Origin of the sequence: Rhizobium sp. BR 249 (genome assembly GCF_047445895.1) — a bacterium.
Taxonomy (GTDB): Bacteria; Pseudomonadota; Alphaproteobacteria; order Rhizobiales; family Rhizobiaceae; genus Rhizobium.
On sequence record NZ_JARWKX010000001.1, the window covers coordinates 332,702 to 354,877 of the forward strand.

The 22,176-nt window shown below is 63.1% G+C and carries 19 protein-coding genes and 1 pseudogene; 9 read left to right on the forward strand and 11 right to left on the reverse strand.

Annotated features, from left to right (window positions below; all coding sequences use genetic code 11):
- The 8 genes from QD408_RS01695 (at position 1) to QD408_RS01730 (ending at position 9,591) form a co-directional block, all read left to right on the forward strand.
- Positions 1-2,928: an aminotransferase gene (locus QD408_RS01695; protein WP_088684363.1), complete on the forward strand. Its 2,928-nt coding sequence runs from the start codon at positions 1-3 to the stop codon at positions 2,926-2,928.
- Entirely contained in the window at positions 2,925-3,368 is a 444-nt protein-coding gene (locus tag QD408_RS01700; RefSeq protein WP_414138132.1) for a hypothetical protein, read from the forward strand. Before QD408_RS01695 ends, QD408_RS01700 begins: the two co-directional genes overlap by 4 nt.
- Before the next feature lie 77 nt (positions 3,369-3,445).
- Positions 3,446-3,640: a hypothetical protein gene (locus QD408_RS01705; protein WP_008525170.1), complete on the forward strand. Its 195-nt coding sequence runs from the start codon at positions 3,446-3,448 to the stop codon at positions 3,638-3,640.
- Positions 3,641-3,870: 230 nt separating this feature from the next.
- Positions 3,871-4,866: a P1 family peptidase gene (locus tag QD408_RS01710; protein WP_414138133.1), complete on the forward strand. Its 996-nt coding sequence runs from the start codon at positions 3,871-3,873 to the stop codon at positions 4,864-4,866.
- Between the two features lie 47 nt (positions 4,867-4,913).
- On the forward strand, positions 4,914-5,834 hold the full coding sequence (locus QD408_RS01715) for a LysR family transcriptional regulator (RefSeq protein ID WP_414138134.1): 921 nt from the start codon (positions 4,914-4,916) through the stop codon (positions 5,832-5,834).
- A 132-nt stretch (positions 5,835-5,966) separates the two neighbouring features.
- The gene (locus tag QD408_RS01720; RefSeq protein WP_414138235.1) at positions 5,967-7,493 is read left to right on the forward strand and encodes an ABC transporter substrate-binding protein; all 1,527 of its coding nucleotides are present in this window, start codon (positions 5,967-5,969) and stop codon (positions 7,491-7,493) included.
- A gap of 283 nt (positions 7,494-7,776) precedes the next feature.
- Positions 7,777-8,724: an ABC transporter permease gene (locus tag QD408_RS01725; RefSeq protein ID WP_414138135.1), complete on the forward strand. Its 948-nt coding sequence runs from the start codon at positions 7,777-7,779 to the stop codon at positions 8,722-8,724.
- Positions 8,725-8,727: 3 nt separating this feature from the next.
- Positions 8,728-9,591 carry an ABC transporter permease gene (locus tag QD408_RS01730; RefSeq protein WP_414138136.1) on the forward strand — a complete coding sequence of 288 codons (864 nt, stop codon included), beginning with the start codon at positions 8,728-8,730 and terminating at the stop codon, positions 9,589-9,591.
- Here QD408_RS01730 and QD408_RS01735 read toward each other — a convergent pair.
- From QD408_RS01735 to QD408_RS01745, 3 genes are all read right to left on the reverse strand, one after another.
- Complete coding sequence (locus QD408_RS01735) at positions 9,588-10,448, reverse strand: NlpC/P60 family protein (protein ID WP_414138137.1); 861 nt, start codon at positions 10,446-10,448, stop codon at positions 9,588-9,590. The two genes, QD408_RS01730 and QD408_RS01735, sit on opposite strands and share 4 nt — an antisense overlap.
- 10 nt (positions 10,449-10,458) lie before the next feature.
- Positions 10,459-10,809, reverse strand: a complete 351-nt coding sequence (locus QD408_RS01740) for a MarR family transcriptional regulator (protein WP_088676486.1) — start codon at positions 10,807-10,809, stop codon at positions 10,459-10,461.
- A 114-nt stretch (positions 10,810-10,923) separates the two neighbouring features.
- Positions 10,924-12,315, reverse strand: a complete 1,392-nt coding sequence (locus tag QD408_RS01745) for a leucyl aminopeptidase family protein (RefSeq protein WP_414138138.1) — start codon at positions 12,313-12,315, stop codon at positions 10,924-10,926.
- 142 nt (positions 12,316-12,457) lie between these two features.
- On the opposite strand from QD408_RS01745, the gene QD408_RS01750 reads away from it, so the two are divergent.
- Positions 12,458-13,294, forward strand: coding sequence for a tetratricopeptide repeat protein (locus QD408_RS01750; RefSeq protein WP_414138139.1), 837 nt, complete (start codon positions 12,458-12,460; stop codon positions 13,292-13,294).
- A 132-nt stretch (positions 13,295-13,426) separates the two neighbouring features.
- On the opposite strand, the pseudogene QD408_RS01755 reads toward QD408_RS01750, so the two are convergent.
- The 8 genes and pseudogenes from QD408_RS01755 to cpaB form a co-directional block, all read right to left on the reverse strand.
- Positions 13,427-14,058: pseudogene (locus QD408_RS01755) on the reverse strand (LysE family translocator).
- Positions 14,059-14,215: 157 nt separating this feature from the next.
- The gene (locus tag QD408_RS01760; protein ID WP_414138140.1) at positions 14,216-15,202 is read right to left on the reverse strand and encodes a type II secretion system F family protein; all 987 of its coding nucleotides are present in this window, start codon (positions 15,200-15,202) and stop codon (positions 14,216-14,218) included.
- A 15-nt stretch (positions 15,203-15,217) separates the two neighbouring features.
- Positions 15,218-16,225, reverse strand: coding sequence for a type II secretion system F family protein (locus QD408_RS01765; protein WP_414138141.1), 1,008 nt, complete (start codon positions 16,223-16,225; stop codon positions 15,218-15,220).
- Positions 16,226-16,229: 4 nt separating this feature from the next.
- Entirely contained in the window at positions 16,230-17,705 is a 1,476-nt protein-coding gene (locus QD408_RS01770; protein WP_088684352.1) for a CpaF family protein, read from the reverse strand.
- Positions 17,706-17,782: 77 nt separating this feature from the next.
- The gene (locus QD408_RS01775) at positions 17,783-19,060 is read right to left on the reverse strand and encodes an AAA family ATPase (RefSeq protein WP_088684351.1); all 1,278 of its coding nucleotides are present in this window, start codon (positions 19,058-19,060) and stop codon (positions 17,783-17,785) included.
- Between the two features lie 14 nt (positions 19,061-19,074).
- Complete coding sequence (locus tag QD408_RS01780) at positions 19,075-19,833, reverse strand: CpaD family pilus assembly protein (RefSeq protein ID WP_414138142.1); 759 nt, start codon at positions 19,831-19,833, stop codon at positions 19,075-19,077.
- A complete protein-coding gene (locus tag QD408_RS01785; protein ID WP_414138143.1) occupies positions 19,830-21,329 on the reverse strand; it encodes a type II and III secretion system protein family protein in 1,500 nt (499 codons plus the stop codon). Before QD408_RS01785 ends, QD408_RS01780 begins: the two co-directional genes overlap by 4 nt.
- A 12-nt stretch (positions 21,330-21,341) precedes the next feature.
- Complete coding sequence (gene cpaB / locus QD408_RS01790) at positions 21,342-22,157, reverse strand: Flp pilus assembly protein CpaB (protein WP_414138144.1); 816 nt, start codon at positions 22,155-22,157, stop codon at positions 21,342-21,344.
- Positions 22,158-22,176 lie beyond the last annotated feature (19 nt).

The following is a 22,176-nucleotide window of genomic DNA, read 5'->3' on the forward strand; positions in this document are numbered from 1 at the left end:
ATGACCGACGAGGTGCTTGTTGATCGCATGGCGCTGCCGCGTCCCGATGTCACCGTCGCAGACGCAGAAGAAATCCTGCTAGCCCATTACGGCCTTTCCGGCGTGGCTGCCGAACTCGGCAGCCAGCAGGACCGAAACTACCGCGTCGATACCGATGGCGGCCGCTACGTCCTGAAAATCTGCCATGCCGCCTACGAGGCCCGCGAACTCGAAGCGCAGAATGCGGCGATCCATCACCTGAAAGGCAAGCAGGACGCGCCGCGCGTTCCTGACGTGATCGCCGCCAATGACGGGCAGGAGATCGTCACCGTCACGCTGCGCGAACAAGTCTATCAGGTCCGGCTGCTGGAATATCTGGAAGGCCAGGGGCTGACGGAGCTGACATATCTGGCGCCGGCCTCCGTTGCCGCGCTCGGCGCGCTCTGTGCGCGGCTGGCAGAGGCGCTTGCCGATTTCAGTCATCCCGGCCTCGACCGCAGCCTGCAATGGGATCTCAGGCGTGCCGGCCCGGTCGCCGTGCAACTGCTTTCCGTCATCACCGACAGCGCCGCGCGCGACCGGATCGCCAAGACCATGGTGATGGCTGTTCGCCGCCTCCAGCCCCTGGCACCGTCGCTTCGGCTGCAGGCCGTGCATCACGACGTCACCGGCGACAATGTCGTCGGCCATCGAGACGTCCGCGGCCACATGATCCCCGATGGGGTGATCGATTTCGGCGACATCATCCGCGGCTGGCTGGTCGGCGATCTCGCCGTCACCTGCGCTTCGCTGCTGCATCAGGCGGAGGGCGATCCTTTTCATATCCTGCCCGCCGTCACCGCCTATCAGGCGATCTATCCGCTGACTGACGAAGAGCTGAAAGCGCTCTGGCCGTTGATCGTCGCACGCGCGGTCATCCTCGTCGCCAGCAGCGAACAGCAGATTTCGATCGATCCCGAGAATGAGTATGTGCGCGGCAATCTCAAGCGCGAATGGGCGATCTTCGACACGGCAATGTCGGTTCCCTTCGAACTCATGGAAGCGGCGATCCTCAAGGCGGCCGGCGCGGATATCGCCGCCCCGGAAGCGTCGGGATGGCTGCCGCTGCTGCCAGGTATCGATCCCGAGGGCATCGCCTATGTCGATCTCGGCGTGCGAAGCCCGCATTTTTCCGCCGGCAACTGGCTGAACACCGATATGGACTGGCGGCTGCTCGCCCGCGCGGCGACAGAAAACGGCGCGGCGGCGACACGCTACGGCGAATACCGGCTGTCGCGCGCGAGCCTCGGAAGCGCCAAGGGCCAGGCGACCTGCGCCCTGCATGTCGACATATGCCTTGCCGCGGGAAGCGCGATTGCCGCACCCTTTGCCGGCCGCATCGGCTGGAAGGACCAGCATCTGACGCTCGCCGGCGAAAACGTAACCTTGCATCTCGACGGGCTCGACGCCGCGGTCGTGGACGGAGCCGAGGTAGCCGCCGGCGATCCGCTCGGCGTGGTTTTCGGAGAGGCGCCGTCGCTCGGCGGGCTCCGCGTGCAGCTTTGCAGCGTCGCGGGCCTCGAACCGCCGCTCTTTGCCGCGCCGCGCGAAGCTCCGGCCTGGTCGGTGCTCTGCCCTTCGCCTTCGCTGCTTCTCGGCCGGGAAGCGGATGCGCCGCGTCTGGAAAACGCGGAGCTGCTGGCCAGGCGGCAGGCTCATCTCGCAAAGCCGCAGAAGAACTATTATGCGGCGCCGCCGCAGATCGAGCGCGGCTGGAAGGAGCATCTGTTCGATATCGAGGGCCGTGCCTATCTCGACATGGTCAACAACGTCACCATCCTTGGCCACGGCCACCCCAAATTCGCGGCGGCGATCAATTCCCAGTGGCTGCGGCTCAACACCAATTCACGCTTCCACTATGCCGCGATCACCGAGTTTTCCGAACGTCTCGTGGCGCTCGCCCCGGACGGGCTCGACACGGTCTTCCTCGTCAACAGCGGCTCGGAGGCGAACGATCTGGCAATCCGGCTGGCGCAGGCCCATAGCGGCGCCCGCAACATGCTCTGCCTGCTCGAGGCCTATCACGGCTGGTCGGCGGCGAGCGATGCCGTCTCGACCTCGATCGCCGACAATCCGCAAGCGCTGACCACCCGGCCGGACTGGGTACACGCCGTCGTGTCGCCGAACACCTATCGCGGCGCCTTCCGCGGCCCCGATACGGCAGCAAGGTATCTCGGCGCGGTCGCGCCCGTGCTCGAGGCGATCGACGCCGGCGGCGAAGGCCTTGCGGGCTTCATCTGCGAATCGGTCTACGGCAATGCGGGCGGCATTCCGCTGCCGGACGGTTATCTCAGGGATCTCTACGCTGAGGTTCGCGCCCGCGGCGGCCTCTGCATCGCCGACGAAGTGCAGGTCGGTTATGCCAGGCTCGGCCATTATTTCTGGGGCTTCGAGCAGCAAGGGGTAGCGCCCGATATCATCACCATCGCCAAGGGCATGGGCAACGGCCATCCGCTCGGCGCCGTCATCACCACGCGCGAAATCGCCGAATCACTGGAGAAGGAAGGCAGTTTCTTTTCCTCGACCGGTGGCAGCCCGGTCAGCTGCGCCGCCGGCATGGCGGTGCTCGACATCATGGCCGAGGAGGAGCTGCAGGAAAACGCCCGAACGGTCGGCGATCATCTGAAGGGGCGGCTTGCCGCGCTGATCGACCGCCATCCGATCGCCGGCGCCGTACACGGCATCGGACTTTATCTCGGTCTCGAATTCGTGCGCGACAGAACGACGCTGGAGCCCGCGACGGAAGAAACGGCTGCGATCTGCGACCGGCTTCTCGAACTCGGCGTCATCATGCAGCCGACGGGCGATCACCAAAATGTGCTGAAGATCAAACCGCCTCTCTGCCTCAGCATGGAAAGCGCGGATTTCTTCGCCGACATGCTGGAAAAGGTGCTCGACGAAGGCTGGTGACACAGGGCTTTTGGCGTTCATCAAATCGGTCATTTCGCGGCATTCCGATTTTTAATGATCAGGCCCATTGCCTGAATCAGATGGGCTTCCTATTTCTGCTGCGACGATCGATCGATTGCGATTCTGTCATGCGAATTTTACGAAGAGCTGATATGTTTCTTTCCGTAAGTTTGGCTGGTGCGGAATTAATTTTTTCGGATCGTCGATATTTTGACACGTTTCGGAATATGTTTCTGACAGGCTATCGGGTAATCTCTACCAAGTTAGTAGATATTGAAGACAGCCTTCACCGGTCCCGGGCTCTTTCGGGACCATTCAAGCGCAACGCCAACAAGGAACGAGACATGATAGACATCGATATTCTCGCCAATGTCCTTGGGCGCTCCGTGCTTGGCAATGACCGTCCGGGCGCCCTCTCCCGCCCGAACTGTCGAATGTGACGTTCGTCCTCCTTTCAACGGTACCAGACAAGTCAATTCGCCATGGCTGCGTATTTCGCGCGGCAGGAGTTCTATCTATGAAGAAGCAAGTTATCGAATATGCAGGCGTCCCCGTCGGGATCGTCATCCCGGATGAAGACCGGTTGAAGTTCATCGCCGTGAAGTTCCACGTTCACGACCTCGATGAGCAGCGGTTCCGCTCACCCGATGAGGTGCGGCTGGCCATTCACGACCTGATGACCCGCCGTCATCCGAAGCCGCTTCATGCCTGACGGCATGCGGCCGCCGCCGACTTTCGCGGCTTTCCTGATGTGACCGGTCCTGCCAAAGGGGCCGGTCTTGTCTTTTGAGGGCAATTGCAGTCCTATCGGCCGACCTAAAGCGCATCGCGATCTTTCAGATTCGCTTCGCGCGCTTTAGATCTTTGTTTTGACGCATGTCGTTGTCGCAAAACCGCTGAACACTTTTGCGCGACAGGCTCTAGCACCACCAGGATCAGCCCTTGCCCGATCTTCTCAACCTCATCACCGACATCGAAGGCGTTTCCGTCGGCCATGCGACCGACCTCGCGCTCGGCTCCGGCGTCACCGCCATCGTTTTCGATGAACCGGCCGTCGCATCCGGCACGGTGCTCGGCGGCGCGCCGGGCGGGCGCGACACGGACCTGCTCGACCCGTCCATGACCGTCAGTGCCGTGGATGCCTTCGTGCTCTCGGGCGGTTCCGCCTTCGGACTGGATGCCGCCGGCGGCGTGCAGGCCGGGCTGCGCGAACTCGGCCGGGGCTTTGCAGTCGGGCCGGTCAAGATTCCGATCGTGCCGCAAGCGATCCTGATGGACCTGCTGAACGGCGGCGACAAGGATTGGGGCCTGCATTCCCCTTATCGTGAGATGGGTTACACCGCATTGAAGGCCGCGGCCAAGGGCGTCTTCGCGCTCGGCACCGCCGGCGCCGGCACGGGGGCGACGACGGCAACCTTCAAGGGCGGGCTCGGCTCGGCGAGCGCCGTCAGCAGCACCGGATATCGCATCGCGGCGATCGTCGCCGTCAATGCGCTCGGCTCGGCAACGATCGGCGACGGGCCGCATTTCTGGGCGGCGCCCTTCGAAAAAGACGATGAATTCGGCGGCCTCGGCATGCCTGCGCTGGCCGACCATCGGATGCGGCTCAAAGGGATGAGCACACCGGCGACGACGATCGGCGCGGTGGTGACCGACGCACAGCTGACGAAGGCGGAAGCGCACCGGCTTTCGCTCGCCGGCCACGACGGCCTTGCCCGGGCGCTCTTGCCGGCGCACCTGCCGCTTGACGGCGACACCGTCTTCGCCGCCTCGACGGCGAGGCGTCCGAGAGACGACATGGCGAGCCTGATGGAGCTTTGCCATCTTGCCACTATCGTCATGGCGCGGGCGATCGCCCGCGGCGTCTATGAGGCGAGCGCCCTTCCGGTCGAGGGCGCGCAGAAGGCGTGGCGCGACCGCTATCCGAACGGAAGCTGATTGAATAAGGTCGCATCCCGAATATGCCGAATGGCGGAGAGACGTGAATGCAGATCCGGGCGCTGATGTATTTCGACGAATTGGTCAGGACCAATTCCATGCGCCAGGCAGCCGAGAACCTCAACGTCGCGCCGACGGCGATCAGCCGGCAGATCGAAAACCTCGAAACGCATTTCGGCGCGCCGCTCGTCGAGCGCAGCTTCCGCGGCGTCAAGCTGACGGCCGCAGGTGAGCTGCTTGCCGCCCGCGCCGGGCGGACGCTACGCGAACTCGATCATGTGCAGCAGCTGATCGAGGACCTGAAGGGGCTGCAGCGCGGCCATGTCAGCATCTATGCCAATGGCGCCACCGTCACCAGCCTGCTGGCGCCGGCGCTTGCGGAATTCAGCCTGAAGTACCCGCGGCTGCGCTTCAGCGTGACGATCACCAGCGCACGGCAGGCGGTCGACGCCGTCAGCAGCGCCGCGGCGGATATCGCGGTGACGCTGTTTTCACCGCCGCTCTCGGGCACGAAGATACGGCTGCGGTCGGAGATCGCCTATGATCTCATCGTCACGCCGCAGCATCCGGCCGCCGCCCAGGCCGATATCTCCTTGAGGAAGCTCGCCGACTACGCATTGGCGCTGCCCGAGCATTCCTTCGGCTTCCGTCAGGCCTTCGACGCGCTGATCGAGAAGGAAGGGCTGGAGCTCGATCCCGTCTTCGTCACGAGCTCGCTCGAGATGCTGAAGGAGCTCGTGCTCAGCGGTGCCGCGGCCACGTTACTCCCGGCGCTTGCCGTTCGCCGTGAGATCGAAGCTGGGCAGCTGCGTGCGATCCCGCTTGCGGGCAAGACCGGCATCCGCACCCATGTCGATCTCTGTGTCTCGCCGGACCGGCAATTATCTTTTGCTGCGGCGACACTGGTCGACTTCATCGAAAACTTCATGCGCGAAGGCACGAGCCGCCGGGCGAAGACCAAAGGCTAACGCCGGCGCTTGCATTTGCAGCGGATTTGCTGTGTAGCTATTTCGGCTACACTGAGCGTAAAAAATCTCCATAATGTGTGCACCGCTATTCATCGAAGGCCTTCGCCGTGAGCGTGGCCAGACAGGGACATGATGATCAAGCTTTCCTTCATGCCTTCGGCGCGTTTCATCAGGCAGCTTTCCCTCAGTGCCGTGCTTTCGGCGGCGCTCATGATTGCGGCGACCCCGGCCGAAGCGGCGAAGACCACCCTCAATCTCGGCATGAGCGTCGAGCCGACCGGCCTCGACCCGACGATCGCGGCACCGGTGGCGATCGGCCAGGTGACTTGGCAGAACGTGTTCGAGGGCCTCGTGACGATCGACCAGGCCGGCAAGGTTCAGCCGCAATTGGCAAAAAGCTGGCAGATTTCACCAGACGGCCTGACCTATACGTTCAAGCTGCAGGCGGGCGTCAAATTCCATGACGGCGAGGTCTTCGATGCCGCCGCCGCCAGGTTTTCGCTGGACCGCGCCCGCGGACCGGATTCGGTCAATCCGCAGAAACGCTTCTTCGCCTCGATCGCCTCGATCGACACGCCCGATGCCGAGACGCTGGTCCTGCATCTCTCGGCGCCGACCGGCAGCCTGATCTACTGGCTCGGCTGGCCGGCCTCGGTGATGGTCGGGCCGAAGACGGCGGCTGACGACAAGGTGACGCCGATCGGCACCGGCCCCTTCAAATTCGCCGGCTGGGCGAAAGGCGACAAGGTCGAGCTCGCCAGGAATGCCGATTACTGGAACAAGGACGCGGCCGCCAAGCTCGACAAGGTGATCTTTCGCTTCATCGCGGATCCGCAGGCCCAAGCCGCAGCGCTGAAGTCCGGCGATCTCGATGCCTTCCCCGAATTTGCCGCTCCCGAACTGATGAGCTCATTCGACGGCGATGCGCGGCTCGCCACCAAGGTCGGCAATACCGAACTCAAGGTCGTCGCCGGCATGAACAATGCCAAAAAGCCTTTCGACGACAAGCGCGTCCGCCAGGCGCTGATGATGGCGATCGACCGGAAGACGGTGATCGACGGCGCATGGTCGGGCCTCGGCACGCCGATCGGCAGCCACTACACGCCGAACGATCCGGGCTATCGGGATATGACCAGCGTGCTTCCCTACGACGTCGAGAAGGCGAAGGCCCTGCTTGCCGAGGCAGGCTACCCCAACGGCTTCACCTTCACCATCAAGACGCCGCAAATGGCCTATGCGCCGCGCAGTGCCCAGGTGATGCAGGCGATGTTTGCCGAAATCGGCGTGACGATGAATATCGAACCGACGGAATTTCCGGCGAAATGGGTCCAGGACATCATGAAGGACCGCAACTTCGACATGACCATCGTCGCCCATGCCGAACCGCTCGACATCGATATCTACGCCCGCGATCCCTATTACTTCAATTACAGGAACGCAGACTTCGACGCACTGATGAAGAAGGTCCAGGAGACGACCGATCCGGATGCGCAGAATGCGATCTATGGACAAGCACAAAAGATCCTCGCCGAGGACGTGCCGGCGCTCTACTTCTTCGTCATGCCGAAACTCGGCGTCTGGGACAGGAAGTTGAAGGGGCTGTGGGAGAACGAGCCGATTCCTTCCAATGTGTTGTCTGGGGTTTCCTGGGAGGAATAAGCGGCAGGTTCTTGGTGGGTATGGCGCAGGCTTTGGAGATCCGAATACAGATGGCCGATAAGGTGCGCAGCCCTCTCCTTCCCTCATTCCTGTGCCCTCAGGGCTTCGCCCAAGGGATGTCACAGGAATCCAGTGCGCCCAAGTCCTTGGGCGCGGGAAACCGCCTCCCCTATCATAGAGTCACTCACGGCGCGGACGCGCCGTGGCTGGATTCCTGTGACAAGCACAGGAATGAGGGAGGAGAGGGTGTGCTCCATTCGATTGCCGCACTGCTCGGCCCGACATGATCACCCTCCTCGCCCGCCGCTTCGCTGGCCTCCTCATCACGCTTCTCGTCGTCTCGCTGCTGATCTTCGCCGTCACGGACCTTCTGCCGGGAGATCCCGCCTCGATCATGCTCGGCACTTCCGCAAGCCCGGAGACGCTGGCGGCGCTGCGGCATGAACTCGGCCTCGACCAGCCGCTCATCCTCCGTTACGGGCAATGGCTGATCGGTGTATTGTCAGGCAATCTCGGCAATTCCCTCACCTATGGCGTGCCCGTCGCGGGGCTGATCCTCGAGCGGCTTGCTGTGACGTTGCCGCTGGCGCTGATGGCGATCCTGCTTTCGGTAGTGGTCGCCCTGCCCCTCGGCGCACTGGCGGCCTCGCGCCGGGGCGGTCTCCTCGACGCCGTCGCAACACTCTTTTCGCAGGTCAGCATCGCCGTGCCCGCCTTCTGGGTGGCGCTGCTGCTGATCATGCTGTTTTCAACCGTGCTCGGGCTGATGCCCGCCGGCGGCTTCCCGGGCTGGAGCGCCGGCCTTCTGCCGGCATTGCAGGCGCTTGTCATGCCGGCCGTCGCGCTGGCGATGCCGCAGGCGGGCGTGTTGACGCGCGTGGCACGCGCGGCGGTGCTGGAGACCATGCATGAGGATTTCGCCCGCACCGCGGCGGCCAAGGGCCTTTCGCGCGGCGCCGTGCTCTGGCGGCATATCCTGCCGAATGCGCTGATTCCGATCCTTACCGTGATCGGGCTGCAATTCACCTTTCTCGTCGCCGGCGCGGTGCTGGTGGAAAATGTCTTCAACCTGCCCGGCCTCGGGCGGCTTGCGCTTCAGGCACTCTCCCAGCGCGATATCATCGTGATGCAGGACGTCGTGCTGTTTTTTGCTGTCCTGGTCATCGTCATGAATTTCATCGTCGATCTTTCTTATCTCGCGATCGATCCCCGGATGAGAAAGGCGGCCTGAGGCATGGCGCCCATCACATCCCCCGCCAGCATCCATCGCCGCCAGGCCTTCAAATTTAGCCGGCGAATGAACCTCATTTCAGGAGCGACGATCATCGGCGTGCTGATCGCCATCGCATTGTTGTCTCTCGTCTGGACGCCGCTGCCGCCGGCGAAGATGCAGATCATCCATAAACTGCAGCCGCCGCTTGCCTTCGGCGTGCTCGGCACGGATCAATTCGGCCGCGATGTTCTTTCGATGCTGATGGCCGGGTGCTGGAACTCGCTTTCGATCGCGGTTGCCGCGGTTGCGATCGGCGGAACCTTCGGTTCAATCGCCGGCATTTCGGCGGCCGCGATCCGCGGCCCCTTCGAAGCGCTGCTGATGCGCCTCTGCGACGTCATCTTCGCGTTGCCGCCGATCCTTTCCGCCATGGTGCTCGGCGCCTTCCTCGGCCCCGGACGGTTCACCGCCATCACCGCGATCGGCGTTTTCATGATCCCGGTCTTTGCCCGTATCACGCTTGCGACCTCGCTGCAGGCCTGGAGCCGCGATTATGTCATGGCGGCCCGCGCGATCGGCAACACCCGCCTGACCATTTCGCTGCGTCACGTGCTGCCGAACATCTTGAGCCAGATCATCGTGCATGCGACGATCCAACTCGGGCTCGCAATCCTGACCGAAGCCGGCCTCAGCTTCCTCGGGCTCGGCATGGCGCCGCCGGCGCCGACATGGGGCCGGATGCTTGCCGATGCGCAAACCTATCTGGCGCTGGCTCCCTGGCTGGCGATCCTGCCGGGCCTTGCCATCGCGCTTGCCGTTCTCGGCTTCAACATGCTCGGCGACGGATTGCGCGATCTTCTCGATCCACGCGAAACACGCCGCTAATCAGCAATCGGGCGGCGGTAGCCGGTCGGCTGCTCATAAAGCAAGCCGATGCGCTTGACGGCACCTTCGAAATTCTCGCGGGCGACGGTCATGCTGTAGCCGTTGGCGTGAAGGATCGTTTCCGGATCTTCGAAGACGGCGACGTGCCCCTTCCAGAACACCAGATCGCCGCGGCGGATTTCGGAGCGGTCGATCGGCTGACCGAGGCCTGCCGCCTGCATGTCGGTATCGCGCGGCGCATGTCTGCCCGTCATCAGCATCGCGAGCTGGACGAGACCGGAACAATCAATGCCGAGACCGGAGCGGCCGCCCCAGAGATAGGGTGTTTCGAGGAAACGGGCGACGATTTCGACATAATCAGCGCCATCAAGCGCGCCGATCGGCTGGACGTGCCTGGAAAAGAGCGCCGTTCCGTCCTCCAGCACGACATAGTGATTGCCGCGCGCTTCCGCTTCACCCATGACATGAACGCGGCTTCCCATCGACAGAATGGCCTGGTGAGGCTTGCGCAGTTCGGGTTCTGGATAGACGAAGCTGCGCTGTGCGGTGACGATATGGGTCGGCGCCGGCTTGCCCTCCGAGAGCGCCTCCGCCGGGAGATAGCCGACATAGCCATCGGAGGCGGCCTTCACCCAGCACCAGCCGTCGGCACGATCGAAAACCGTCAGGTCTTCGCCCAGCAGCAACTCAGTATCGATGCCGCGCGCAAGATCCGGTTCCGGCCGCAAGGCCACGACGGGGACGGCAACACGCGCCGGAGCGCCTTTCACGAAGCGCGATGCCTCCACCTTGCCTTCGAGCCCCGCTTCCGCGAGATCAGGCCGGTAGGCATGCAGGCGGCGGTCGAGCATCGTCATTGGCATCCTTTCAGATCGGCAGCCGGCGGCCCTGATCGCGTACGAGATCGCCGAGCTTTTCCAGGTAAAGCGCTCCGCCGACGGTGCGCTTGATGATCACGTTGCGGCGGTCGGCATCGTCGCGCACGCGGTCGACCAGACCCATCTCACCCATCGTATCCAGGGCGCGCGTGATGACCGGCTTGGTGACGCCAAGCGTGGCGGCAAGCCCGCGTACCGTATGGGGCGGCGGCACCAGATAAATATGCAGCAGGATCGCCATCTGGCGCAACGTCAAATCGCGGTCGTCGTGGCGGACCTGATCGAGCGCCACGCCATGCCAGAGCCCCAGCGCCTGCGAGGCGGTCAGTTCGATCGGCACGGCTCCTCCGGAAAATCGTTACGCTAGCGTTTCATTTTCCGGCAGTTGCTGCGCATACGCAAGGGGCGGCAGGAACTGCCGCCCGGCAGGGTGAATAAAATTTTAATGATCGGCTTAGCGAACGCTCTCGCGAATATGGTGAAAGAGCGCGCGGATCGCCTGCGCCTCACCACCACCCGGCGAATGCGGCCGCTCGGACTGGGCCCAGCCGTAAATGTCGAAGTGGGCCCAGCTCTTCGTCTTGCTGACGAAGCGCTTGAGGAAGAGCGCGGCGGTGATCGCCCCCGCCATGCCGCCGGCCGGGGCATTGGTGAGGTCGGCGAATTTGGTGCGGACATCCTTTTCATAGCCGGCATAAAGCGGCAGACGCCAGATCGGATCGTCCGTTTCGAGGCTCGCTTCGGTGAGATCGTGCGCCAGATTGGCGTCGTCGGTGAAGAAGGGCGGAAGATCGGGGCCGAGCGCGACGCGGGCAGCGCCCGTCAGCGTCGCCATGTCGATCAGCAGGTCGGGCTCCTCCTCGTCGGCATAGGCGAGCGCATCGGCAAGGATCAGGCGGCCTTCGGCATCGGTATTATCGATCTGGACGGTCAGTCCTTTACGGCTCCGATAGATGTCGCCGGGACGGAAAGCATTGGACGAGATCGCGTTTTCGACGACGGGGATGATGACGCGCAGGTCGACCTTCAGCTTGGCGTCCATGATCATCAGGGCAAGGCCCATGACATTCGCAGCTCCACCCATGTCCTTCTTCATCAGCAGCATCGAGGCGGCGGGCTTGATGTCGAGGCCGCCGGTATCGAAGCAGACGCCCTTGCCGACGAGCGTCACCTTGCGATGGCCCTTCTTGCCCCAGCGCAGTTCGAGAAGGCGCGGCGCATCGGCGCTGGCGCGGCCGACGGTATGGACGAGAGGGAAGTTTTGCTCGAGCAGCTCGTCGCCCGTAATAATCGATAGTTCTGCCTTGTAATGCTGAGCCAGGCCGCGGAAAGCGGCTTCGAGCTGTTCCGGTCCCATATCGTTGGTCGGCGTGTTGATGAGGTCGCGGGCGAGAAAGACGCCGGCGAGCTGGCGCTTGATATCGGCAGCATCGGCATCCCTCGGAATCATCAGCGTCGCGGCCGGCGATTTTTCGGATTTGTAGCGGTCGAAACGATAGCTGCCGAGCCCGAAGCCGAGGGCCAGGCGATTCGCCGTCAGCGGCGCGGTCTCGATGTGCCAGTCGCCGGCCGGCAATGCGCGGGCGAGCCTGCCGGTGATGTAGGGCTGTTCGGACGGATTGGTGCCGAGGCCGTAAAGCGCGCCGCCGAGATGGCCATCGGCCGTCGGGATCAGCAGCAGCGATCCGCTTTCAGCCTTGTAGCCCGCCTTCTGCGCCCAATCGAGCGCGATCGGGTCGATCGTACCGGTCTCGATATGGGCAGGGGTGACGGCAAAGATCGGCAGCGTCGAACCGCCCTTCGTGTTGAAAGGGGTCGGTCTCTCGATAAACTGATAGGGGGCCATGATCGTCCTTCGGCGGTCGTCAGGAATCGTTCCTTAACGGTCTGTTAGGGTTAACAGACTATTGCTGGAGCGAAGATTGCGTCAAACCTTTCCTGTTCCGCGTTCGAGGTCAGGCGCCGATTTCGGAATCCAGGAACGCGTCATGCCTGCCTCGCTCACCACCATATTCACCAATCGTATCCTGCAGGGCGCCGCGGCATCGCTGATCGTCCTGGCGCTTGCCGGTTGCTCGACGACCAAGGACCGGATGACGACGGGATCGGTGCCGAAGATCACCAAGCCTGTCGAGGAGATGGACGCGACCGAGTTGCGCTTAGCGACCGACCGGCTCGGCCAGGCCTATGCAAAAAACCCGCGCGATCCCGTCAACGGCGTCAATTATGCCAATCTGCTGCGCATGAACGGACGCGATGCCCAGGCGCTCGCCGTCATGCAGCAGGTGGCGATTGCCAATCCCGGCGACCGCAACGTGCTGGCCGCCTACGGCAAGGCGCAGGCGGCGGCCGGCCAGTTCGAGCAGGCGCTCGACACGATCGGCCGCGCCCAGACGCCGGACCGTCCGGACTGGAAGCTGATCTCGGCTCAAGGCGCGATCCTCGACCAGATGGGCAGGGCGACAGACGCCAGAAAGCGCTACCGCGACGCGCTCGACATCCAGCCGAACGAGCCTTCCATCCTTTCCAATCTCGGCATGTCCTATGTGCTGACCGGCGACCTGCGCACGGCCGAAACCTATCTGCGCTCCGCCGCCAGCAAGCCGACCGCCGACAGCCGCGTCAGGCAGAACCTTGCCCTCGTCGTCGGGCTGCAGGGACGTTTCCCGGAAGCCGAGCAGATCGCGCGACGCGAACTCTCGCCGCAACAGGCCGATGCCAACGTCGCCTATCTCAGAGGCATGCTCTCGCAGCAGAACTCCTGGCAGAAGCTCGCGGCGAAGGACAAGACGCCGGGTGCGGCGGATGGCGGCAATACCAACTGAGCGGATCACTTGCCGAATGACTGGGCCCTCTAGAGCATGTCGCGCAAAAGTGTGCAGCGGCTTTGCGATAACGACATGCGTAAAACAAAGATCTAAAGCGCGAGGAGCGAATCTGAAAGATCGCGACGCGCTTTAACGGACGCTCAAGCCCGAAAGAATGAGACGCAGACCAAGGCCGCCCATCACGGCGCCGGCGGCCCGATCGATCCAGCCTTTGGCATGGAGATAGAGCCGCCTGGGGTGGCGGGCCGAAAAGGCGAGCGCCACGATCGAATACCACCCCGCCTCCACCGCGAAGACACCGACCGGCAGCGCCACAATGAGATCGAGCGGCACCGTCCTCGGCAGAAGCGCCGCAAAGAGGCTGGCATAGACGATGATGGTCTTGGGGTTGCTGAGTTGCGTCAGCAATGCCGTCATGAAGCTGCGCAGAGGTGCGCGATGGTCATTGGCGGCATCGGAAACCTCGAGCGGCTCTCCGGCTCCTTTCCAGATATTACGGCGATATAGAGAAGATAGGCGCCGCCCGCGACCTTCAGCAGCACATAGAGCCATTCGAACTGCGACAGCAGCGCCGTCAGACCGGCAAGCGCCAGCGCAGCAAAAACGACGCCGCCGGCGCCCATGCCGAGTGCGGCCGCGAGTCCATCCAGCCGCGAACGCGAAATGGCGATCCTGGAGACGACGACGAAGCTCGGGCCGGGGCTCATCGCGCCGACCATCAAGGCTGCCATGATGCTGATGAAAACGCCCGCGGAAGACATCGGAACCTCTCTTTCGGGATCGATAACGCTGGGGAAAGCGGCGGTCGCTTCCGCACTTCCCGATGGCCTTCCATTCCGTTTACCAGCTATGCCGGCGCCAGTCACGCCGGTTGAGGCTGCGATGAAAGGCATCCGCTTTCCGGCGCCGGAGCAACCCTCAGAACTTGTCGGCCACCTGGATACCGGCCGGACCGAGAATGACGGCGATCAGCACCGGCAGGAAGAAAAGGATCATCGGCACCGTCAATTTCGGCGGCAGGGCGGCCGCCTTCTTTTCCGCTTCGTTCATCCGCTCGTCGCGTCCTTCCTGGGCGAGGACGCGCAGGGCCTGCGCAACCGGCGTGCCGTAACGATCCGCCTGGATCAGCGCCTGGGTCACAGAGCGCACCAGCTCGATCTGCGTGCGTGTGGCGAGATTTTCGAGCGCCACACGGCGATCCGGCAGAAAGGAGAGTTCGGCGGTGGTCAGCACCATTTCCTCGGCCAACGGCGGCGACTGCTCGCCGAGCTCTTCGGACACGCGACGCATCGCGGCCTCGATCGAAATGCCTGATTCGACGCAGATCAGCATCAGGTCCAGCGCATCCGGCCAGGCGCGCTTGATCGAGTGCTGACGCTTGGTCATGCGATTCGAGATGTAGATGTTCGGCGCGTAAAAGCCGAGATATCCGATGCCGATGACGGCGAGCATGCGCATGGGCATGCCGCGTTCGGCAAGACCGCCGAGGCCGAAGACCCAGAAGGCGGCAAGGGCAAGGAAAAGGAATGGCAACAGGAAACGCGCCGCGAGGAAGGTATTCAGCGCATTCTCCGAGCGAAAACCGGCGGCCCGCAGCTTGTTGACCGTATTTTCGTCAACGAGCGCCTTGCGCAGGTTGAAGCGCTCGACGATCTGGCGAACCGGGCGGTTGTTCTGGCTCCTCAGCGAGGCCCTGCCGGCACCGGGCTCCGTGTTCATGCGGGCACGTTCGCGGGCGCGGATCTGCTCGCGCTCGGTCGAAACGGCTTTCATGCGCTTGCTGAGATCGCCGCGCTCGAAGAAGGGGATGGCGATCGTATAGAAAGTGGCGAAGACGGCGATCGCGACGAAGACGGCGATCAGCATGCCCGGATTGGTCAGCGTTGCGGCAAGATCCTGCGACATGGTGCTTTTCTCCCGCTAAATGTCGAAATTGACCATGTTGCGCATGACGAAGATGCCGATCGACATCCAGATCGCCGAGAAACCCATGATGACATGGCCGCGCGGATCGGTGAAAAGGACCATCATGTAATTCGGCGACGTGAGGTAGACGAGGGTCGCGACGATGAAGGGCAGAGCGCCGATGATGACGGCGGAGGCCTTGGCTTCCATCGAAAGCGCCGACACCTTGGCCTTCATCTTCCTGCGGTCGCGCAGAACCTTGGAGAGGTTGCCGATCGCCTCCGACAGGTTGCCGCCGGCCTGCGACTGGATGGCGATGACGATGGCGAAGAAGTTGACCTCCTGGAGCGGCATGTGGATCGTCATGCGGGCGCAGGCATCGGGAATGCTGAGCCCCACCTGCTGCGCCTCGATCACGCGCCGGAATTCACTTTTAACGGGCTCGGTGCCTTCGGTTGCAATGAGACGGATCGCATCGTTGAGCGGCAGGCCCGATTTGATCGAGCGTGTGATGACGTCGAGCGCATTCGGAAGCTCGTTGAGGAACTTGTTCTGGCGGCGCTTGATGAGGAAGCCGAGGATCCAACGCGGCAGGCCGAGCCCGGCCACGACGGCGATGCCGACCATGACCATCCAAGACGCACCGATGACGAAAGCCATGAGCAGCAGCACGGAGGCGAAGATGGCGCTGAAGAGATAGAACTGCGTCACCGTGACCGCCAGGCCGGCCTGCACCAGCCTAGACTTCATCGACAGGTTCTTCTTGGTCTTTTCGTTCTGGCGCTTTTCCAGATCCTTCAGATTGTCCTGCACCGACTTGCGGCGCTTCGACAATTCCTGCACCCGGTCGCGGGCAGCCTTGACCTTGGCCCTGTCGACTTCGGCCGATTTGACGCGGTTGATGCGGCTTGCCGATTTCTTATCGGCCTCGATCCGGGAAAACATCAGGGCATAGGCGACCGCCGCCGCCGAGACGGCGGCGAGCACGACGATTGCCAGGACTACCGGATCGAACCCGAACATCACCCTATTCCTTCGATTTCGCTTCCATCGCATCGAGGGCCGCGGCAAGGCGCTTTTCCTCGTTGAAATAACGGGCCCGATCCCAGAAATGCGGCTTGCCGACGCCGGTCGACATGTGCCGGCCGATCAGACGGCCGCCCGCATCCTCGCCTTCGATCTCGTAGCGCATCAGGTCCTGGGTGATGATGACGTCGCCTTCCATGCCGATCACCTCGGTGATCTGGGTGATACGGCGCGAACCGTCGCGAAGGCGCGCGGCCTGGATGATGACGTCGACGGAGCTGGAGATGATCTCGCGCACCGTCTTTGCCGGCAGCGTGAAGCCGCCCATGGCGATCATCGATTCGATACGGCTCAGGCATTCGCGCGGCGTGTTGGCGTGGATCGTGCCCATCGAGCCATCGTGACCGGTGTTCATCGCCTGCAGGAGGTCGAAGACCTCAGGTCCGCGCACTTCGCCGACGATGATGCGCTCGGGACGCATACGCAGACAGTTCTTGACGAGGTCGCGCATGGTGATTTCGCCCTCGCCTTCGATATTCGGCGGGCGCGTTTCCAAACGCACGACATGCGGCTGCTGCAGCTGCAGTTCGGCCGTATCCTCGCAGGTGATGACGCGTTCGTCCCTGTCGATGTAATTGGTCAGGCAGTTCAGGAGCGTCGTCTTACCCGAGCCCGTGCCGCCTGAAATGACGACATTGCAGCGCACGCGCCCGATGACCTGCAGGACGGTGGCGCCTTCCGGCGTGATCGCGCCGAAACGGACGAGCTGGTCGAGCGTCAGCTTGTCCTTCTTGAATTTGCGGATGGTGAGCGCCGGCCCGTCGATCGACAGCGGCGGCGCGATGACGTTGACGCGCGAACCGTCCGGAAGGCGGGCGTCGCAGATCGGGCTCGACTCGTCGACACGGCGGCCGACCTGGCTGACGATGCGCTGGCAGATGGAGAGAAGCTGCGCATTGTCACGGAAGCGGATCTCCGATTCGATCGTCTTGCCGCCGACTTCGATGAAGGTCTGCCCGGCGCCGTTGACCATGATATCGGCGATATCGTCGCGCGCCAGCAACGGTTCCAGCGGGCCATAGCCCAGGACGTCGTTACAGATATCCTCAAGCAGCTCTTCCTGCTCGGAGATCGACATCGCGAAATTCTTGATGGTGATGATGTCGTTGACGATGTCGCGGATTTCCTCGCGCGCGCTTTCGCCGTCGAGCTTGGAAAGCTGCGAGAGATCGATCGTGTCGATCAGCGCAGAAAAGACCTGCGCCTTGGTGTCGTAATATTCGTCGGTGCGGACAGGACGCTTGCGCTGCGGCGCGTGCATCGGCGGGGGCGTCACCTGCTGACGCGCGGATTCGCGCGAAGGTTCGACCAGGACGGCAGGAGAGGAGGCCGCGGGGGCGGCGGCCGGAGCCGGCGGCGGGGGAGCAATCGCGCCTCCGGCCTTTCCGAAACCTTCGTTTCCGCGTTTTCCAAACATGCCGCTTAATCCAATCTGCTCTATCTTTTTGTTTTCACGCAATTCCGCTGCGCAGTTTTGCTGGAATTGCTCATCGTCTACTTACGCTTCAGGAGGCCCATCAGCCCGCCCTTCTTCGCCTTCTTGATCGCGACACGGCCGGTAACGATATGCGATATCTGCGAAAAGGTTTCCGCCGTCGGCGATTTCGGATCGACTTCCGAGATCATCCGGCCGCTGTTGGCGGCGTTGCCGAAAAGATTGATGTCAAAGGGAATGATGGCGATCGGATCGATTTCCAGCGGTTCGCAGAAGTCCGAGGGCGAGATCTCCGGACGCTTCGGCATGCCGACCTGATTGAGGACGAGATGCGGCGGCTTGTCGTTCGGCCGCATCTTGCGCAGCGCGTCCAGCATGTTCTTCGCGTTGCGCAGATTGGCGAGATCGGGAACCGCGCACAAAACCACCTCGTCGACGCTCGACAGCACCGAGCGCGTCCATTCCGACCATGCATGCGGAACATCGAGCACCGTGACCGGCGCGCTGCGCTGCAGGACGTCGAGCACCGGCTGGAAGGCCTGGCCGTCGAAATCATAAGCGCGGTCGAGCAGCGAGGGTGCTGCAAGCAGCGAAAGATGCTCGGAGCATTTCGTCAGCAGGCGGTCGAGGAAGACTTCGTCGAGACGATCCGGCGCGAAGACCGCCTCGGCGATCCCCTGAGCCGGATCCTGGTCGAAGTCGATATTCGCCGTGCCGTAGGGCAGGTCGAGATCGGCGAGGATCGTCTCTGTGGAGAAGAGATTGGAAATGCCGAAGGCGCAATTATGCGCAACGGTCGAGGCGCCGGTGCCGCCTTTCGAGCCGATGAAGGCGATGCTGCGGCCGAGCGGCTCGGCCTCCGGATCGACGAAGATCGAAGCCATCGCCGTCAGGATATCGGGCATGGCGACCGGCTGGACCATATATTCGGAAATGCCGTTGCGGATGAGTTCGCGATAGAGACCGATATCATTGTAGTAGCCGACGATCACGACCTTCGTCGTCGGGTCGCAGACGGCGGCGAGCGGAGCGAGTTCTCCAAGCAGGCTGCCGGAATTGGCTTTGGTCTCCAGGATGATGAGGTTCGGCGTCGGAGCGCCGGAAAACATATTGGCCGCGGCAGCTATGCCGCCGCTGGTGATGCGCATGCTGACCTTCGCCATGCGCCGATCGTTGGCGCAGCGCTCCATGACATGCTGCAGGGCCTCGCTCTCGCAGAAGGCGTGAACGGAGATGCGCGGCAGCGGCCGCATGTTTTCCAGATCCGCCATGCGCACCGCCTCTTCGGCGTGGCGAAGCTCGCTGGGGTTCCTGATTTCGTATTCGATCGCGCTCATCGTTCCGTTCCGCCTCAGAAGCCGCTGCTGCTGTCGCCGATGTCTTCGATCGTCGACGTCGTCGTCCGGTATTCCTGGATGGCATTGTTGCGTCGCTGTGCATCGATCGGCGTCATGCCGCGAGGTGCAACCAGGTCCTCCGGATTGGCAATCTGGGCGGCAAGGTTGTTCTGGGAGGCGCAGCCGAAATTATAATAATTCTGGTTGGTGAAATCGTTCGAGATATCCTTCGGCCATTGGCCGCACTGCGTAGTGACCGCGGTCGTTCCGGTAAAGCTCAGCCGGATCGGCGCCGCATCGCCGGCACCGGCGGCGGCATAGGAGGTGTTGACGATCTTCGAGCTTGCGATCCCCCTCGCCGCCAGTTCGGCGCGGACCTGGTTGCGCAGCTGATGAGCCGCCGCCGAATTGGGCGAGCCTTCCGGCGACAGGACGTAAACGGGGCCCGACGCGCGTGAGATGTAGTTTGCGGCAAAGCCCCGGATGAGATCGCGTTGGGCGATGGTCAGGCGGCGGTCGGTCGAGGCGACGGGTATATCCACCGTCTGCTCCGCCTCCGTCACGATGATCGGATGGCGGGCGCGGTAATCGTCGGGAATGCCGCCCGTCGTCAGCTGGTCGTGCGGACCGGCGCATCCGGAAAGGACCGCCACCGAAATGACGGCGGTGGCAAAAAGCGCCTTGGAGATTCCGAGGCGGGGTGTCGTCGCATTCATATGGGCCATCGCCTGATCTCTGTTCTCGTCCATTGCTGCCGATCGCGCCCCGCTCATTTGTAGATGAACCCGATCGAGCCGTGGAACTGCGCATCGGCGACGGGCGCCTCGCGGCGGCCATAGACTTTGTTCACACGGTTGAGGAAGAAGGTTGCACCGTCATTCTCAGGGCTGAAATTGTCGTCCGGCCGGTTGAGTTGGTTACGCGCCACCGGGCGCACCAGATAGGGTGTCGCGATGATGACGAGTTCGGTTTCCTGACGCTCGAAACCCTTCTGGCGGAAGAGCGTGCCGAGCAGCGGGATTTTCGAGACGCCAGGCGTGCCGCCCATCGTCTGGGAAACGTTGTCGCGGATGAGACCGGCCAGCGCGATCGAACCGCCCGAGGGCAGCTCCACCGAGGTCTCGGCCGAACGGCGCTGGTAGGTGGCGTTGCCGCTGCCGGAAACCGGTTCGGAGACGTTCGTCTTGATCTCCAGGCTGATGCGGCCCGATGACAGCACGACCGGCTTGAAGGCGAGGTTGATACCGTAGTTGAACGGTACGACGGTGACGTTGCCGTCATTGTCGGTCGTGGAATAAAGCTGCTGGCCACCGGAATTGAAGGTCGCGGCCTGGCCCGATATCGCCGTCAGCGTCGGTTCGGCGAGCGTCTTGACGACCTTGGCCTGTTCCAACGCGTTCAGATAGGTGGAGATGTCGTATTTGCCGATCGAGCTCTTGAAGAGCGCCGCCAGGCCGCCGCCGACCGTCGCCGTCGCACCGTCGGCGTTGGGAGTGCCGAGTTGGGCGACCGTCATGCCGGAGGAATTGGAGACGAGATTGTCGAAGCCGAGCTGCTTCAGCACCTCGCGACGGACCTCGGCGATGGTCACCTTGAGCGTGACCTGGTCCTCGCCCTGGATCTGCAGCAGGTTGACGACCTGCGAGGCCTGACGGCCTTCGGCAAAGAGGGCCACCGAGCTGTCGCCGCCGGTGCCGGATGCCGTCTCGGTTCGTGTCGTCGCTTCGCCGCCCTTCAGGAAGACCTGCGCCAGATCGGCCGCCTGCGTCGCGGCCTGCGGGGTGCGCACGGTGCCGGTCAGCACGATATTGTCTGAGACGATTTCGACGTTGATGTTGGAATCGGGAATAAAGCGGCGGAGATTGACTTCGAGACCGGAAACGTCGCGCTCGATCTCGATATCGAGATTGACGATCTCCTGCCCATCGCCGCCGAAGACGAAGATATTCGTCTGGCCGACCTTCTTGCCGAACAGGTAGATGCGCCGCGAGGTGCGGGTCACGGCATCGGCCATGGTCGGATCGGAGACGAGGATATCATGCGCATCCTCCGGCAGGTCGACGACGACGGCCTTGTTGAGCCCGAGCTTCAGCCGGCGGTGGGCATTGGGGCCGGTCTGCGAGATACGCACCAGGCTGTCGGAATCGGCACGCGCCTCGTCTGCACCGAAAAGCGGCGCGAGGGGGGCCGGCGCCATGCCGGAGGCGCCGATTGCCAGCGAGAGACCGCCTGTCAGCAGAAGCCTGGCGCGCCGCGTTGAATTGCCCATTTGCACGTCCTTTTACTCCGCCTTCGCCGCGCCGCTGGCATCCGTGACGATGGCGCCTGATTTGATGACCTGAATGATCGCACTGCCGTTATCGCCGCTCAGGAGATAGTCCGCCGCGCTGGTATCCTGCTCCTGCGCATCGGCGACCGAGCGCAACGCTAGCGACAACCGGTCCGCCATCTGCTGGGCGACGGCGAGAACCTTGGTCTGATCCGGGGTCAGCTCGAGCGTCGCGGTCGTGCCGACCACTGCCTTCGAGCCGTCGTCCTTTTCCTGGATCTGCTGGTCGATGGCGAGAACGCGGACATTGCTCAGCACGGTTTCGGTAATGAGCTTGTTGGCTTCGGTGCCTTTGCGGACCATGATGACGTCGACGCGGTCGTTCGGCAGAATGAAACCGCCGGCGCCCGTTGCCACCGAGATCTCGGTTGCCACCGCGCGCTTGCCGGCCGGCAACAGCGAAGACAGGATGCGGCTGTTGGAATCGGCGACCTTTTCCGGCCGGATCGGTTCACCCTCGAAAATCGGAAGACGCACGACGGCGCCCTGCAGATCCTTGATCGCATCCGGCTTGTCAGCTTCGGTGATCAGGCCCTGGACAACGCCGTCCTGCGGCCAGGCCATCCAGTGAACCGACTTCTCGTCCAGCCTTGCGCCGACCGGCAGGTTGCCGCTCGATACGAGGATGTTGACGGTCGGTTCCTTCTCGACGACCGACTGGACCTGGGTGACGACATCGGGATTGCCCGCCATGCGCATCGCCAGCAAGCCGGCGAGGCCGGCTGCCACCACGGCGACACCTAGGATTATAACGCGGGCCGGTTTCATCGATCATTCCTCAGGGCAC

Coding starts and splice junctions, on each gene's coding strand:
- QD408_RS01695 (WP_088684363.1), top strand. CDS start 1: ATGACCGACGAGGTGCTTGTTGATCGCATGGCGCTGCCGCGTCCCGAT.
- QD408_RS01705 (WP_008525170.1), top strand. CDS start 3,446: ATGAAGAAGCAAGTTATCGAATATGCAGGCGTCCCCGTCGGGATCGTC.
- QD408_RS01715 (WP_414138134.1), top strand. CDS start 4,914: ATGCAGATCCGGGCGCTGATGTATTTCGACGAATTGGTCAGGACCAAT.
- QD408_RS01720 (WP_414138235.1), top strand. CDS start 5,967: ATGATCAAGCTTTCCTTCATGCCTTCGGCGCGTTTCATCAGGCAGCTT.
- QD408_RS01725 (WP_414138135.1), top strand. CDS start 7,777: ATGATCACCCTCCTCGCCCGCCGCTTCGCTGGCCTCCTCATCACGCTT.
- QD408_RS01730 (WP_414138136.1), top strand. CDS start 8,728: ATGGCGCCCATCACATCCCCCGCCAGCATCCATCGCCGCCAGGCCTTC.
- QD408_RS01735 (WP_414138137.1), bottom strand. CDS start 10,448: ATGACGATGCTCGACCGCCGCCTGCATGCCTACCGGCCTGATCTCGCG.
- QD408_RS01745 (WP_414138138.1), bottom strand. CDS start 12,315: ATGGCCCCCTATCAGTTTATCGAGAGACCGACCCCTTTCAACACGAAG.
- QD408_RS01750 (WP_414138139.1), top strand. CDS start 12,458: ATGCCTGCCTCGCTCACCACCATATTCACCAATCGTATCCTGCAGGGC.
- QD408_RS01760 (WP_414138140.1), bottom strand. CDS start 15,202: ATGTCGCAGGATCTTGCCGCAACGCTGACCAATCCGGGCATGCTGATC.
- QD408_RS01765 (WP_414138141.1), bottom strand. CDS start 16,225: ATGTTCGGGTTCGATCCGGTAGTCCTGGCAATCGTCGTGCTCGCCGCC.
- QD408_RS01770 (WP_088684352.1), bottom strand. CDS start 17,705: ATGTTTGGAAAACGCGGAAACGAAGGTTTCGGAAAGGCCGGAGGCGCG.
- QD408_RS01775 (WP_088684351.1), bottom strand. CDS start 19,060: ATGAGCGCGATCGAATACGAAATCAGGAACCCCAGCGAGCTTCGCCAC.
- QD408_RS01780 (WP_414138142.1), bottom strand. CDS start 19,833: ATGAGCGGGGCGCGATCGGCAGCAATGGACGAGAACAGAGATCAGGCG.
- QD408_RS01785 (WP_414138143.1), bottom strand. CDS start 21,329: ATGGGCAATTCAACGCGGCGCGCCAGGCTTCTGCTGACAGGCGGTCTC.
- cpaB (WP_414138144.1), bottom strand. CDS start 22,157: ATGAAACCGGCCCGCGTTATAATCCTAGGTGTCGCCGTGGTGGCAGCC.